This window comes from Pseudomonas sp. PS02303 (genome assembly GCF_029959925.1).
Classification (GTDB): Bacteria; Pseudomonadota; Gammaproteobacteria; order Pseudomonadales; family Pseudomonadaceae; genus Aquipseudomonas; species Aquipseudomonas mandelii.
In genome coordinates this window covers 1-14,599 of the sequence record NZ_JASCOM010000148.1, presented here as the reverse complement: position 1 = coordinate 14,599, position 14,599 = coordinate 1, and the positions used below count along the sequence as shown (strand labels likewise).

14 protein-coding genes are annotated in these 14,599 nt (G+C 60.8%); 7 read left to right on the top strand and 7 right to left on the bottom strand.

All coding sequences use genetic code 11. From position 1 onward, the window contains the following. Positions 1-221: 221 nt before the first annotated feature. Positions 222-671 (top strand): LTXXQ domain protein, encoded by a 450-nt coding sequence (locus tag QMX98_RS24275; RefSeq protein ID WP_077748019.1) that lies wholly within the window; start codon positions 222-224, stop codon positions 669-671. Positions 672-819: 148 nt separating this feature from the next. Then, a complete protein-coding gene (locus QMX98_RS24270; RefSeq protein ID WP_282411489.1) occupies positions 820-2,160 on the top strand; it encodes a HAMP domain-containing sensor histidine kinase in 1,341 nt (446 codons plus the stop codon). Between the two features lie 92 nt (positions 2,161-2,252). Here the strand turns inward: QMX98_RS24270 and QMX98_RS24265 are convergent, their stop codons facing one another. Beyond that, positions 2,253-2,816, bottom strand: a complete 564-nt coding sequence (locus tag QMX98_RS24265; RefSeq protein ID WP_010461952.1) for an NAD(P)H nitroreductase — start codon at positions 2,814-2,816, stop codon at positions 2,253-2,255. 122 nt (positions 2,817-2,938) lie between these two features. Here QMX98_RS24265 and QMX98_RS24260 point away from each other — a divergent pair, with 122 nt between their 5' ends. Next, on the top strand, positions 2,939-4,393 hold the full coding sequence (locus QMX98_RS24260; protein ID WP_010461954.1) for a TrkH family potassium uptake protein: 1,455 nt from the start codon (positions 2,939-2,941) through the stop codon (positions 4,391-4,393). Here QMX98_RS24260 and QMX98_RS24255 read toward each other — a convergent pair. Further along, positions 4,350-5,411 carry an AraC family transcriptional regulator gene (locus QMX98_RS24255; RefSeq protein WP_200667930.1) on the bottom strand — a complete coding sequence of 354 codons (1,062 nt, stop codon included), beginning with the start codon at positions 5,409-5,411 and terminating at the stop codon, positions 4,350-4,352. The two genes, QMX98_RS24260 and QMX98_RS24255, sit on opposite strands and share 44 nt — an antisense overlap. A 163-nt stretch (positions 5,412-5,574) precedes the next feature. Between QMX98_RS24255 and QMX98_RS24250 the strand changes: the two genes are divergently transcribed. After that, positions 5,575-5,886: a DUF962 domain-containing protein gene (locus tag QMX98_RS24250; protein WP_010461958.1), complete on the top strand. Its 312-nt coding sequence runs from the start codon at positions 5,575-5,577 to the stop codon at positions 5,884-5,886. A 99-nt stretch (positions 5,887-5,985) separates the two neighbouring features. Beyond that, positions 5,986-6,576: a phosphohydrolase gene (locus tag QMX98_RS24245; protein WP_282411488.1), complete on the top strand. Its 591-nt coding sequence runs from the start codon at positions 5,986-5,988 to the stop codon at positions 6,574-6,576. Positions 6,577-6,713: 137 nt separating this feature from the next. Here the strand turns inward: QMX98_RS24245 and QMX98_RS24240 are convergent, their stop codons facing one another. Further along, positions 6,714-7,529 carry a UDP-2,3-diacylglucosamine diphosphatase gene (locus QMX98_RS24240; RefSeq protein WP_010461962.1) on the bottom strand — a complete coding sequence of 272 codons (816 nt, stop codon included), beginning with the start codon at positions 7,527-7,529 and terminating at the stop codon, positions 6,714-6,716. Positions 7,530-7,658: 129 nt separating this feature from the next. Between QMX98_RS24240 and QMX98_RS24235 the strand changes: the two genes are divergently transcribed. Both QMX98_RS24235 and QMX98_RS24230 read left to right on the top strand, forming a co-directional pair. Further along, complete coding sequence (locus tag QMX98_RS24235; protein ID WP_077748023.1) at positions 7,659-8,423, top strand: AraC family transcriptional regulator; 765 nt, start codon at positions 7,659-7,661, stop codon at positions 8,421-8,423. Between the two features lie 72 nt (positions 8,424-8,495). After that, positions 8,496-9,386, top strand: a complete 891-nt coding sequence (locus QMX98_RS24230) for a DMT family transporter (protein ID WP_154503613.1) — start codon at positions 8,496-8,498, stop codon at positions 9,384-9,386. On the opposite strand, the gene QMX98_RS24225 is transcribed toward QMX98_RS24230, so the two are convergent. The 4 genes from QMX98_RS24225 to recQ all read right to left on the bottom strand — a co-directional run bounded on the left by QMX98_RS24225 (position 9,380) and on the right by recQ (position 14,322). After that, entirely contained in the window at positions 9,380-9,667 is a 288-nt protein-coding gene (locus QMX98_RS24225; protein ID WP_010461968.1) for a SelT/SelW/SelH family protein, read from the bottom strand. The genes QMX98_RS24230 and QMX98_RS24225 overlap by 7 nt on opposite strands. A gap of 45 nt (positions 9,668-9,712) precedes the next feature. Continuing rightward, positions 9,713-11,512: a FimV/HubP family polar landmark protein gene (locus QMX98_RS24220; protein WP_282411487.1), complete on the bottom strand. Its 1,800-nt coding sequence runs from the start codon at positions 11,510-11,512 to the stop codon at positions 9,713-9,715. 128 nt (positions 11,513-11,640) lie between these two features. Continuing rightward, entirely contained in the window at positions 11,641-12,075 is a 435-nt protein-coding gene (locus QMX98_RS24215) for a MarR family transcriptional regulator (RefSeq protein WP_010461972.1), read from the bottom strand. Positions 12,076-12,195: 120 nt separating this feature from the next. Beyond that, entirely contained in the window at positions 12,196-14,322 is a 2,127-nt protein-coding gene (recQ, locus tag QMX98_RS24210) for a DNA helicase RecQ (protein WP_282411486.1), read from the bottom strand. Positions 14,323-14,599: the final 277 nt, after the last annotated feature.

The window sequence follows — 14,599 nt, the reverse complement described above, 5'->3', positions numbered from 1 at the left end:
AGCTTGCTCCCGCTGGACTGCGCAGCAGGCCTTCTTTTGGGGCCGCTTCGCAGCCCGACGGGAGCAAGCTCCCTCGCCACAGGACACTGCCAGCAAAGTTTGTAAGGACGCCACGAAATCGTCTTTACCCAAGCTTTACGCTCCGCTGACCGCCGCTGACCTTGATCTGCGTATTCTGAACTCATCCGGAACGTACCGGGAACGAGACAAGGAGATTCACCATGCGCAAGACTCTTATCGCTCTGATGTTCGCTGCCGCCCTGCCGACCGTTGCCATGGCCATGCCTGAAGGTTCCGGCCCGATGGATGGCCCGATGGACGGCCCGCGCCACGGCGGTCAGATGCACGGCATGCACGGTAAAGGCCCGTACAGCCAGCTGGACCTGAGCCGCGAACAGCGTGAGCAGATCCGCAAAATCATGGGCGAGCAGATGCACGAGCGTAAGCAAGTGGTCGAGAAGTACCTGGAGAAACTCTCGCCGGCCGACCAGAAAGCCATGAAAGATGAAATGGCCGCCAACCACAAAAAAGCCGAAGCCGATGTCCGTGGCCTGCTGAAACCGGATCAACAGAAGAAATTCGACGAGATCCAGAAGAAGAAGGCTGAGCGCCGCGCCGAATGGGCCGAATTCAAGGCGTGGAAAGCGCAACAACCGCAAAAAGCGCAATAATGCACTGACCCCGGACCCGACGGCTAACCCCGTCGGGTCTTTTGCCATTGTAGGACTTGGCGGTGCGGGCAAGTCGGATCGCCGTACCGCTCGCTCCTACAGGTCGGCCCGCTCCCACATGGGATTTGTGATCGTTTGAGGATTTTCTGTGCGCTCATTGTTCTGGCGTATCCTGGCCAGCTTCTGGCTGGCCATCACTCTGGTTGCAGGGCTTTCCATTCTGTTGGGGCACATGCTCAACCAGGACGCGTGGATTCTCAGCCGCCACCCGGGCCTCAACACCCTGGCCGAACAGTGGACGCAAACCTACGAAGCCCAAGGTGAGGAAGCGGCCCAGGACATTCTGGAACAGCGCAAGCGCCAGTATCACATTGACGTTCAGGTGCTCAACGAGAGCGGCGACCCGGTGGTGCGCGGTACCTTTCCCCGGCGTGCGGCGGCTTTCGAAGCACGGCAGAACAACGACGATCGCCGCCTGCCGTGGCGACGCCTGACCGACGAATACACCAGCGCCAAGACCGGCGACACCTACCTGCTTATCTACCGCATCCCGCACCCGGAACTGGACGCCTGGCACCGCGAAAGCCTGCTCTGGCCGCTAAGTGCGCTGGGCATTGCGCTGGTGGTGCTTACCCTCTTCAGCCTGTTCGTGACCTTGTCCATCACTCGCCCGCTGAACCGCTTGCGCGGCGCGGTGCATGACCTTGGGCAAACCACCTATCAGCAGAACAGCCTGGTGAAACTGGCCAACCGGCGCGACGAATTTGGTGTATTGGCCAACGACTTCAACCGCATGGGTGCGCGCCTGCAAAGTCTGATCGGCAGCCAGCGACAGTTACTGCGCGACGTGTCCCATGAACTGCGTTCACCGCTGGCGCGACTGCGCATTGCCTTGGCACTGGCCGAACGGGCCACCCCCGAAGAACGGGAGAAGCTCGCGCCACGCTTGACCCGTGAGTGCGATCGACTAGAGGCCCTGATCAGTGAAATCCTGGTACTGGCACGGGTCGATGCCGACAACGCCAGCGCTGAAGAAGTGGATCTGAATGCGCTGCTCAATACGCTGCAAAAAGATGCGCAATTGGCTTCACCGGAGCAGACCGTTCACCTCGACGCCGAACCGCAGCTGAACCTCAAAGGCTGGCCGACGATGATCGAGCGTGCCGTCGATAACCTGCTGCGCAATGCCCAGCGCTTCAATCCCGCAGGGCAGCCGATTGAAATGCAGGCGGTGCGCCAGGGCGAGCGGATTGTGATCAGCGTCAGGGACCATGGGCCCGGTGTCGATGCCGAGCATTTGAACCTGCTGGGTGAGCCGTTCTATCGGGCACCGGGGCAGACGGCAGCCGGACATGGCTTGGGATTGGCGATTGCGCGACGCGCGGCAGAACGGCATGGCGGGAGCCTGGTGCTGGCCAATCACCCGCAAGGCGGGTTCATCGCCAGCCTGGAATTACCGTTGGTGCCCGGTGCAGTCGTCCAGCCTTGAAAGCTTCGCGGGCAAGCCTCGCTCCTACAGGTCCTATGCCGAACGCACTATCGAGGCACTGATCGTTCCCACGCAGAGCGTAGGAACGATCCTTACTGACCAGGCCAGGCGCTGACGAACTCGGCCAGGTCAACCTTCTCGGCCACGCGCGGTTCTTTCTGCGGTGTGCCCAGGTACAGGAAGGCGATCACCTGTTCTCCTTCCGCCAACCCCAGCCCCTTGGCCACATGCGCCGAATAGGCCAGATCCCCTGTGCGCCACACCGCGCCAATGCCTTGCGCGTAAGCGGCCAGCAGAATCCCGTGAGCGGCACATCCTGCCGCCAGCAATTGCTCGGATTTCGGGTATTTGACGTGGTCCTGCAACCGCGCGATTACCACAACCACCAGCGGTGCGCGCAACGGACCGTTACGCGCCTTGTCCAGCGCCGCCTCGGACACTTCGCTGTCTTGCAGCTTCGCCGCTTCGGCCAGCAACTCGCCCATTTGCTCACGCGCCGCACCTTCGACTGTCAGGAAGCGCCAAGGCTGCAGGTGGCCGTGGTCCGGCGCACGCATCGCGGCAGAAAACAGCACTTCGCGCTGTTCTGCGGTGGGTGCCGGTTCGAGCAGTCGTGGAACGGAAACACGGTTGAGCAAAGCGTCGAGAGCCTGCATCGGCCACCTCCTGAAAAATATGTGCGGCTATTCTAGCGGTATCTGGCGCGGGGATGCCGGTTTACATGCCCTGCCTCGCAGGTAGAATAGCGGCCTTCCCTTCTTCAGCCCGAGCGGACTTCATGGCGTTGCCGACCTTACGGATTATTGGTTTCATCATCGGCATCTTCCTGATCACGCTGGCCATCGCCATGGTCGTGCCCATGGCCACCCTGGTGATTTTCGAGCGCACGAGCGATCTGCCGTCGTTCCTCTGGGCGAGCATGATTACCTTCGTCGCGGGTTTGGCCCTGGTCATCCCCGGCCGGCCCGAACACATACACTTGCGCCCGCGGGACATGTACTTGCTGACCGTCAGCAGCTGGCTGGTGGTCTGCGTTTTTGCCGCGCTGCCGTTCTTGCTGACCCAGCACATCAGCTACACCGACTCGTTCTTCGAAAGCATGTCCGGCATCACGGCCACCGGCTCAACCGTACTCAACCACCTCGACGACATGTCCCCCGGCATCCTGATGTGGCGCTCGTTGTTGCACTGGATCGGCGGGATCGGCTTTATCGGCATGGCGGTGGCCATTCTGCCGCTGCTGCGCATCGGTGGCATGCGGCTGTTCCAGACCGAGTCGTCGGACCGTTCCGAAAAGGTCATGCCCCGTTCGCACATGGTGGCGCGTTTGATCGTCGCGGCTTATGTGGGCATCACTATTCTCGGCAGCCTGGCGTTCTGGTGGGCCGGAATGAGCCCGTTCGATGCGATCAACCACGCGATGTCAGCGATTTCCACCGGAGGTTTCTCAACGTCCGACCAGTCCCTGGCCAAGTGGACACAACCGGCAGTGCACTGGGTGGCGATTGTCATCATGATTCTCGGCAGCCTGCCATTCACCCTGTACGTGGCGACCTTGCGCGGTAACCGTCGAGCGTTGATCAAGGATCAGCAGGTGCAAGGCTTGCTCGGCATGTTGCTGGTGACCTGGCTGGTGCTCGGCACCTGGTACTGGTGGACCACCCAGCTGCATTGGCTTGAAGCGTTGCGACATGTAGCGCTGAACGTGACTTCGATCGTCACCACGACAGGATTTGCACTGGGGGACTACAGCCTCTGGGGCAACTTCTCGCTGATGCTGTTCTTCTATCTGGGGTTTGTCGGCGGTTGCTCAGGCTCGACGGCTGGCGGGATCAAGATTTTCCGTTTCCAGGTCGCCTACATCCTGCTCAAGGCCAACCTTAACCAATTGATTCATCCGCGCGCGGTGATCAAGCAGAAGTACAACGGCCATCGTCTCGACGAAGAGATCGTGCGTTCGATCCTGACCTTCTCGTTCTTCTTCGCCATCACCATCTGCGTGATTGCCTTGCTGCTGTCGCTGCTCGGCGTCGACTGGATGACCGCCCTGACCGGCGCCGCCAGCACCGTGTCCGGTGTCGGTCCCGGCCTGGGCGAGACCATTGGCCCGGCGGGCAACTTCGCCACCTTGCCGGACGCTGCCAAGTGGATTCTCTCGTTCGGCATGCTGCTGGGCCGACTGGAGATCATTACGGTGTTTGTTCTGTGTATTCCTGCGTTCTGGCGGCACTGACCAGCGCCGGCGTTTCCATCAGCCGCGCCCGGTACTCGCCGGGCGTGGCGTCGAACCAGCGTCGAAAGGCGCGGAAGAAGTTGCTCGGATCGGCAAACCCCAACAGGTAGGCAATTTCCAGCAGGGTCATGGTGGGTTGCGCCAGGTACTGCTCGGCCAGTTCACGTCGCGTGTCGTCGAGCAAGGTTTGAAAACTCGTGCCTTCTTCCTGCAAACGGCGTTGCAAGGTGCGTTGCGACAGGTGCAGCGTCTGCGCCACCGTATCGCGCTTGGGTTCGCCCTGGGGCAGCAAACGGCACAGCACCTGGCGCGCCTTGTGGGTCACGCGGCTCTCGGAAAACCGCGCCAGGTACTCGCCGGCAAACCGGTCGTGCAACAGCGCCATCGCCTCGTTGGCCGTCGGCAGCGGCGCCTCCATGTCGGCGCGTTCGAAGATCAAGGCGTCATAGGGCGCGTTGAACACCAACGGCGCATGGAACGCTTGTTTATAGGGTTCGAGATCGACAGGCTGATCGCCCTGGATCAACACCTTGCGCGGTTGCAACGTGCGCCCGGTCAACCAGCCGCACAGCGCCAGCGCGCAGGCCAGCGACGCTTCGGCGCTCTGTCGGGTCGGCGGCAAGTGATCGCCATGCACCGTCAGAATCAGCGCATAACCTTCATCCAGCAGTCGGAAACTCAGGTCGGCACTTTCGGCGATGATCCGCTGATAACGCACCAGCCGCTGAAAGCCTTCGGCCAGGGTCTGGCTGGACATCAGTGCGTAACCAGCCACATGGAAGGACGCCGGTCGCACCACCTTGCCCATGTTCAGGCCAATCGCCGGGTTGCCGGACAGCTCGACCGCGCGCTGCCACAGGCGTGTCATGGAGTCTTGCGGGAAGCGCGCATCCGGATCATCCAGAGACGCGTAGTCGAGCCCCAGCTGCTTGAACAGAACCCGGCAATCCAGGCCGTCCATCTCCAGTGCTTTGACAATCCCCATCGCCCAGCTTGCAGAAGTCGTTCGTTCGCTCATGGCGTTTTCTTACTGTTTTGTGAGCCGTCTACCGCGGCAAGTTTTCGAAGGATACTAAAGTGGCGCCCATTGTCACTGGCTGATGCCAATGATCACTCTAGACTCAAATAAGCTACCCGCAGAACAACTTGCAATCAGAACAACAACCACAGAGATCGCAGTCGTGGAAAACGTCAAACGTTTCAACAGTTTCGCTGAGTTTTACCCGTACTACCTCAGTGAACACAGCAACAGCACCTGTCGACGATTGCATTTTATCGGCACCAGCCTGGTCATCTTCATTCTGGCGCTGACCATCGGCAAAGGTGCCTGGTTGATGTTGCTCGCCTTGCCGCTGGCGGGTTACAGCTTCGCCTGGGTCGGGCATTTCTTTTTCGAGAAGAACCGTCCCGCCACGTTTCAGCATCCTCTTTATAGCCTGCTCGGCGACTTTGTCATGTACCGCGACATGATTCTGGGTCGCGTGCCCTTCTAGGCTCCACTGGCCATCAAAGCGTCCTGCGCAGCCAGTGCGATGTTGGATCCAAGTCCTACACTCAAGACATCCCTTTCGATTAGAACAAGAGGATAGCTGATGAACGCCAATGCACGATTCACCCACATGCAGGATGGCACGCAGGAAGACTGGGCGATCATCGCCGCCGACTTCAGTGCCTACGCCAGGCAGTTGCCGTCACGGATTGTGGCGCACCTGAAATTGCTGGAGGGTGATTTTGGCGGCTTCCCGGTGGATCGGCTGACCCATTCCCTGCAGACCGCCAGCCGTGCCTGGCGCGATGGCCGGGATGAAGAATACGTGGTCTGCGCGCTGCTTCACGACATCGGCGACACGCTCGGTTCCTACAACCATCCGGACATCGCCGCGGCGATCCTCAAGCCGTTCGTCAGTGCCGAAAACCTGTGGATGGTGGAGAAGCACGGGATATTCCAGGGGTATTACTTCTTCCATCACCTGGGAATGGATCGGCATCTGCGCGAACAATTCAGCGGGCATCCGCAGTATCAGGCGACCATCGAGTTCTGCGCCAAATATGACGCGGCGGCGTTTGATCCGGCTTACGAGACGTTACCGCTGAGCTTCTTTCAGCCAATGATGGAGCGCTTGTTTGCGCAACCGAAGCATTCGATCTACAAGGCGGCGATGGAAGCATATTCGCCAGCCTGACAGGTCCGGGGGGACCGCTGCGCGGTCCATCGCGAGCAGGCTCGCTCCCACAGGTGTCAGAGTCCGTTAAGGTCAATACGGTCAAAATTGTGGGCGCGTGCCTGTTCGCGATGGGGCCAGACCAGGCACGCTGACTTTTATGCCGGCTCTGCGATCTTCAAGGCTTTCAATTCGGCCTCCCGCGCCTGGGCATCCGCCAACCGGTACAACTCGATCGACCCGTCCCAATGCTCGATCAACGCCGTGCACGACTCCACCCAATCCCCGCAATTGAGGTAATCCACCCCGCCGACCTTGCGAATCTCGGCATGGTGAATGTGCCCGCACACCACCCCATGCAACTCGCGTTTGACGCACTCGTGGGCGATGGCTTCTTCAAAGTCGCTGATAAAACTGACTGCAGTTTTCACCTTGTGTTTGAGGTAGGCCGACAGCGACCAGTAGCCGTAGCCATAACGCGCGCGCCAGTGATTCAGCCAACGGTTGAGGGTCAGGGTGAATTCGTAGGCCGAGTCGCCGAGAAAGGCCAGCCAGCGGTGATACCGGGTAATCACGTCAAACTGGTCGCCGTGGATCACCAGCAGATGGCGGCCATCGGCAGTCACATGCACCGCTTCGTCCACCAGTTGGATGTTGCCCAGGATCAGCTTCGAATAGCGGCGCAGAAATTCGTCGTGATTGCCGGTGACATAAATCACCTCGGTGCCGCGCTTACTCATGGTCAGCAGGCGGCGAATCACGTTGGTGTGCGCCTGCGGCCAGTACATGCCGCCGCGCAGTTTCCAGCCATCGATGATGTCGCCGACCAGGTAGATCTTGTCCGCGTGGTAGCCCTTGAGAAACTGCGACAGGTGTTCGGCCTGGCAGTCCCGGGTGCCCAGATGCACGTCGGAAATCCACAAGGTCCGCACACGTTGCTTACGGCTGGGTTTGGCGAGCTCGGCGCTGGTCATTGGCAACCCTCAGGACAAGTTTTGGCAAGCTTGCGCGGTTCGGGTTAATGGCCCATGACAGCCGCGAGTCAATCCTGTGACAACACCCGGCCGGTGTAGACTGGCCGCATCTTGACCGGGAGACCTGCGATGAGACCGATCCTCACGCTGCGCCAATACACCAAGGACCTGATCGTCCACAGCCACGACCACGCACAACTGGTGTTCGGGTTGTCGGGTGCGCTGGACTTCGAGGTCGACGGGCATGGTAGCCAGGTGGTTCAGCAGAGTTTCGTGGTGGTGCCGTCGGGCTTTCATCACGCCTGCGGCAGCAGCAATGGCAGCCGCTGCCTGGTGCTGGATATACCGAGTGACCAATGGGTTTCGCAGTCCCTTGGCGATCACGCCGACGCCAGCCGCCGTTTGCTCGACAACGCTGGGCGCCTGCCGCTGGATGCCGGGCAAAGCCAATTGGTGAGTTGGCTGGCGGGCAGCCAGGTCAGTGACCCGTTGATTGCCCAGCAAGGCGCGGTGCTGTTATTGGCCAGCCTCAATAACGCCAAGCCTGAAATCGTGGGCGGTCGCCGTCTGCCATATGCGGCGTTGAATGCGCATATCGATCAGTACGCGGCGTATCCATTGCAGGTCGCCGACCTGGCGCGCGTTGCCGGGCTGTCCAGTGCCCGATTGCATGCGCGGTTTGTCGCTGAGTGCGGGCAGACGCCGATGGATTACATCCGCAGCCGGCGGCTGCATAGTGCGGTTAGACTGCTGCGCGATTCGCCATTGCCCATCGGCGAGATTGCCAGTCGGGTCGGTTACAGTTCTCAGAGTGCCTTTGCCGCAGCGGTGTTGCGCGAGTTTAGTAAGACTCCGGGCGAACTGCGGCGCGAGGCTGGCGACAAAAGTCGATAGTCTGCCGACAGACTCAGCGAGTATGGCGCGGTTCAATGTCCCCCTCTGTTTGTCTTGTTGTTAAGGATCGCAATGACTCCCCGTACCGCCCTTGGCGCCCTGCATATCGGCGCATTGATGTTCGGCCTGACCGGAGTGTTCGGCAAACTCGCTGCCGCCTCGCCCGCGGTCATCGTGTTTGGTCGCGCGGCATTTGCGGTACTCGCCCTGGCGGTGTTCGCGCGGTTTGCCAGCAGGACGCGCTGGTACAAACTCGAAGCGCAGGACTGGCGCCGCCTGCTTCTCAGTGGCTTGCTGCTGGCCGGGCATTGGGTGAGTTTTTTCATTGCGGTCAAAGTCGCCGGAGTGGCAATAGCGACCCTGGGTTTCGCCAGCTTCCCGGCGTTTACCGTGATCCTCGAAGGGGTCATATTCCGGGAGCGGATCCGCGCCAATGAAATTCTGTTGGTGGTACTGGTGAGTGTCGGGCTGGTGCTGGTCACGCCGGACTTCGATCTGGCAAGTGGCGCCACCACGGGCCTGCTCTGGGCGATCGGTTCAGGCTTGCTGTTCGCCCTGCTGTCGCTGACCAACCGCGCCAGCTCCGGCAGAATCCCGCCGGTGCAGGCCGCGCTGTGTCAGAACGTCGTGGTCGCGCTGTGCCTTCTGCCGGTAGCGGCGCCGCAGTTGAGCGACGTCCGCGCCATCGACTGGCTGTGGATCGGTTTGCTCGGGGTGTTCTGCACCGGCGTCGCTCACAGTCTGTTCGTCGCCAGCCTGGCGGTGATCAAGGCGCGCACCGCCGCCGTGGTGTTCGCCCTGGAACCGGTGTATGGCATCACCGTGGCCTGGTTGTTGTTCGATGAAAACCCGACGTTGCGCATGCTGCTTGGTGGCGCCTTGATCATCGTCGCGATTGTGGTCTCCAGCAGACTGTCCGGTTCAAGCAAAAAGACCGTGGCAGCCGAAGCCGCATCTCACTGAGTGCGGTCGTTGTGGCCGAGGTCGCGGTCCGGGTCGATCTGATCGCGGACCCGCTGCTTTAGCACCTTGGCTTCCGGGAAACCACCGTCGGCCTTGCGCTCCCAGAGCTGCACCTCGTCACAAAAAATATGGAAAACCCCACCAGTGCCGGGCACCAGCGACACTTTGCCCAAGTCGTCGCCGAAGGTGCTCAGCAGCTCCTGGGCCAGCCAGGCCGCACGCAACAGCCATTGGCATTGCGTGCAGTAGGTGATGATGATTTCCGGTTTATGCGTGGTCATGACGGACAAGACTCCTGAGCCAGAGGGCGCCGCTATAGTAGTGGCTCAGCGGATCCCGGCCAACAGGCTCCGGGCGGTTTGCTTGAGCGGCTCATCGCCCTCCTTGAGCAGCTCGTTGAGCAGTTCGATGGCGCTGTCCAGGTCGCCATCATCAATGCAGGTCTGGGCTTGTTCCAGTTTACCGGCATTGGTCGGCTCGACAGGCTCCAAGGTCAGGGAGTCAAGCTCCAAGGACTGACCGGGATCGCTGAACTCGTCGAGAAAATCGTCGCTCAGCGCCTGTGAGTCCGGTTCGGCGACCCACTCAAGCTCTGGCTCATCCAGCGTGGGCTCTTCAGGCATCTCGAATACCTCGGGCAACACGTGCAGATTCGAGGTGAACGCCGGCTCTACGGCCTTGGGTGATTCGTCTGAAGGTTTAGCGTTGTCGAAAGGGCTGATCAGGTCCCAGCTGGAATCCATGGACAGGTCATCCAGATTCAACTGGAACTCGTCGGCAGGTGCCGCTTGCGTGGAAGCGATGACTGCCACGGCTGCCGCTGGTGCCGCTGGTGCCGCTGGTGCCGCTGGTGCCGCTGGTGCCGCTGGTGCCGCATTGCTCAGTTTCGGGTGGCGGGCGCGGATGTCCTCAAGCTTTTTTTCGTCGAACCCGCCGTCACGCAGGTTTTTTTCCTGTGCATCATAGGCGGGAACATCCCCCTGTTTGCCGAGGATTTCCAGCAGTTGCACGCCCAGATCCGTGCGCTGCGGTTCCTTGACCAATGCTTCTCGCAACAACCCTGCGGCTTCGGAAAAACGGCCATACGCCAGGTAGATGCCGACCCCTTCGAGCACATCGCCTGTCGGCGCCTCTTCACGATGATCCGGAGCGGGTTTCAGCATGGGCTGTTGCACCGACGGGTGCGCCGCACGCTCAAGCCCCGGCTCCTGTTTCAAGGGTGAAACGGGCAAAACGGGCGAAGGCTCGGGTAACGCCTGAACCTGCTGGCGTTGACGTCGAACAAACAGCCCCAGCAATACCAGCGCGATCAACGCCAGCAAGCCGATAATCAGCGGCCAACGGCTGGCCTCGGGCTCTTCAACAACGACGGGGGCAGGTGCCACCGCTACCGGAGTCACCGGCGGCGCCTGATTGACCTCCGACAGTCGGGTTTGCAGTTCGCTCACCTGTTTCTTCTGGCCGGCGATCTGTTCATCCTGAGCCTGAAGCTTTGCATTCAACTCATCGATGGTTTTTTGCAGCTGCTGGTTTTGCAACACGCTGGCGGCCAGTTGTTCGGCAGCAGGATCGGTGGCAGGTTGCACGACGGCCGGCGCCGGTGCGGACTTCTTCGCCGCCGGTGCCGGCGCAGTGGCCGGTTTGACGCTCGGGAATGGAGAGTTCTGTGGGCTGGCGGCAGGTTCGTCTTCTGCCGGCACGATCCCCGGTGAACCCGGCGGATCGATCAGCACCGTGTACTCGCGCAGCAAGCGCCCATTGGGCTGATTGAGCTGCACCAGGAAATTCAGGAAAGGTTCATTGACCGGTTTGTTGGAGGTCACCCGGATCAGGCTGCGATTGCCCCGCAGGACCGGCGTGAACTTCAGGTCGTTGAGGAAGAACACCCGATCGACGCCGGCGCGGGTGAATTCCTCCGCTGTCGCCAGGCTGATCGAGAGTTCGCCCTCCTCCAGCCCGCCGACATCGACCAGGGCAATGTCAGCGCGCAACGGCTGATTCAACGCGGAATGAAGGGTAATGTCGCCCAATCCCAGCGCAGGGGCCAATGCCGAGTAAGTGACAGCACCACCGACCAGAAGCAGCCTGGCGCAACACTTCAATACAACGTGCCAACTCTCGAGCATGAGCATCCCTTAGATAACCAGAACCAACCTGTACGCGTTCGCACATCCGGTACGAACACGATATTGCCTAGTAGTTCTTTATAGTCTGCCCAACGGGGTATCTCAAAAAGCTGGCGCGTGGTTATGCCTCAAGATTTTTCCAGGTTGGCCAGAATGTGCCCGTGGACCCGCATGCACACCTTCAAATCCGCCTCATCGACGCCGTCGAACAGTTCGCGGCGCAGTTGAGTGGCAATGGTTTCAATTTGTTCGATCAGAGGACGGGCCGGAGCACAGAGGACGATTTTTTTCGCCCGGCGGTCTTCCAGCACGGATTGGCGCTGGACCAGACCCTGGGTTTCCAGGCTGTCGAGCAACCGGGCCAGGGTCGGCCCTTCGACGCCGACGCTTTGCGCCAGTTCACGCTGGGTCGGTGCTTCTTCGAAGCGCGCCAGGTGCAGCAGCACCAGCCAGCGCGCCTGGGACAGACCCAGGCCAGCCAGACGGCGATCCAGTTCGGCACGCCAGCCGCGCGACATCTGGGCCAGTTGCATGCCAAAACGGTGTTGATCGGTTAACGGCATAAAAAACTCATGATTAGACTGAAAACAGAGAAAAACTAATTATTAGTCAGCTAAGCATGACCGTTGGCTTGAGGCAAGGTCTGGTCTGTAGTGAATCGTTACATCACTGTAACAGGTCATTTAAACCTCGAATTCGGATTGCAGCGCCGCCCGAACGCAGTACAAGACACCTTCCGGCACTCGCCCGGCGAACAGCGCGGCAATCTCCGACACTGGCGGCAACTCGCCCTCGCCATCGAGGAAGGCATCCTGAACTTCGCCCGTCAATTCTTCGGGCAGGTCCAGCGCTTGTTCCAGCGACAACTGCTGCTTGCCGATGGCCTCGGCAAGCATGGTGTAGACATTCTTTTCCGAGCATTGCAGCTGACCGGCGATCTGCAGCGGCGTCATGCCTGCGCGAGCGAGGGTGATCAACTCGTGGCGCACGTCGGCAACGACTTTCGGTGCCTCGACCTGACCGCCCAGCACTTCGAGGAAGGCTTCGCCGTAACGTTCGAGCTTGCGTGCGCCGACACCGCTGACCGTGGCCATTTCCGCCAGCGAGGTTGGCTGGCTGCGGAGCATTTCCAACAGTGTCGAGTCGGGGAAGATGACATACGGCGGCACGCCATGTTCCTCGGCGAGCTTGCGACGCAAGGCACGCAAGGCTTCCCACTGTTCGCGTTCTTCGCCACGAACCAGCTGGCTCGCCTGGCTCTTGCTGCTTTTGGCGGTGGTCTGCGGCTTGAGGTCGCGGCGCAGTTCCAGGGTCACTTCGCCCTTGAGCAGCGGCCGGCAGGTGTCGCTCAGGCGCAGGCCGCCGTAGCCTTCGAGGTCAATGTCTGCCAGGCCACGGGCCACCAACTGGCGGAACAGGGAGCGCCATTCGCTCTCGCCCATGGCCTTGCCAACGCCATACACCGACAGGTGTTGATGGCCGAAGCTGCGGATCTTTTCGTTGTCCTTGCCCAGCAGCACGTCCACCAGATGCCCGACGCCATAACGCTGGCCGGTGCGGTAGATTGCCGAGAGCGCCTGACGGGCCGGCTCGGTGGCGTCCCAAGTCTGCACGCCATCGACGCAGTTGTCGCAATGGCCGCACGGCTCGGGCATGTCTTCGTCGAAGTAGGCCAGCAAGGTTTGCCGACGGCAGCGGGTTTCTTCGCAGAGCGAGAGCATGGCGTCGAGCTTGTGTTGCTCCAGACGCTTGTGGCGCTCATCGCCTTCGGAGTTTTGCAGCATCTGCTTGAGCATCACCACATCTTGCAGGCCGTAAGCCATCCAGGCATCCGCCGGCAGACCATCACGGCCGCCGCGACCGGTTTCCTGGTAGTACGCCTCAAGGGATTTCGGCAAATCGAGGTGGGCGACAAAGCGCACGTTGGGCTTGTCGATGCCCATGCCGAACGCCACGGTGGCGACCATGATCAGCCCTTCTTCGTTGAGGAAGCGCTTCTGGTGATGGGCCCGGGTGTCGTTGGGCAAACCGGCGTGGTACGGCAGCGCCGGAAAACCTTGCTCGCTGAGGAACACTGCAACTTCGTCGACTTTCTTGCGCGACAGGCAATAGACGATACCGGCATCACTGCGGCGCTCGGCAAGGAACGCCAGCAACTGCTTGCGCGGCTGCTCCTTGGGTACGATGCGGTAGAAAATGTTCGGACGGTCGAAGCTCGAGAGAAAGCGCTCGGCGTTCTGCAGATGCAATCGGTCGACGATTTCTTCGCGGGTGCGCTTGTCGGCCGTGGCCGTCAGGGCAATACGCGGGACATTGGGGAACAGCTCCGCCAACTGGCCCAGTTGCAGGTATTCGCGACGGAAGTCATGGCCCCATTGGGACACGCAGTGTGCTTCGTCGATGGCGAACAGGGCGATTTCAAGGCTTTGCAGGAAAGCCAGCATGCGTGGCTGGACCAGACGCTCGGGCGCCAGATACAGCATCTTCACTTCGCCGCGCTTGATCCGCGCGGCGAGATCACGCTGCTGCTCGGCGCTCAGGGTGGAGTTCAATGCAGCGGCGGCGACGCCGAGCTCTTCGAGGGTCGCGACCTGATCGTCCATCAGTGCGATCAACGGCGATACCACCACGGCCAGGCCTTCGCGCAGCAGCGCCGGCACCTGGAAGCACAAGGATTTGCCGCCACCGGTAGGCATCAGCACCAAGGCGTCACCGCCACTGGCCACGCGCTCAATGATTGCACCCTGGCGGCCACGGAAACTGTCGTAGCCGAAGATGTCCTTGAGGACGCGTTGAGCCTGTTCGAGCATAAAAACTCCAAAAATCACAAAAACATCCCTGCAAGGCTGGTTCAGAACCACGCAGGCTGCACTGACAAATCGTAAGTGCGCATTGCATGACGCTTCACATTTCAGCCGCGACGCCAGCAGGGCATCACAAAACGCGCGAGTATACCCGAGGCCTCCCTTGCAAAGGGCACCGCTGAGAAGACACATAAGGACAAACACCGCACAACCTGTGGGAGCGAGCCTGCTCGCGATGGCGGCATGTCAGGCGATAAATGTATTGGATGTACCGACCTCATCG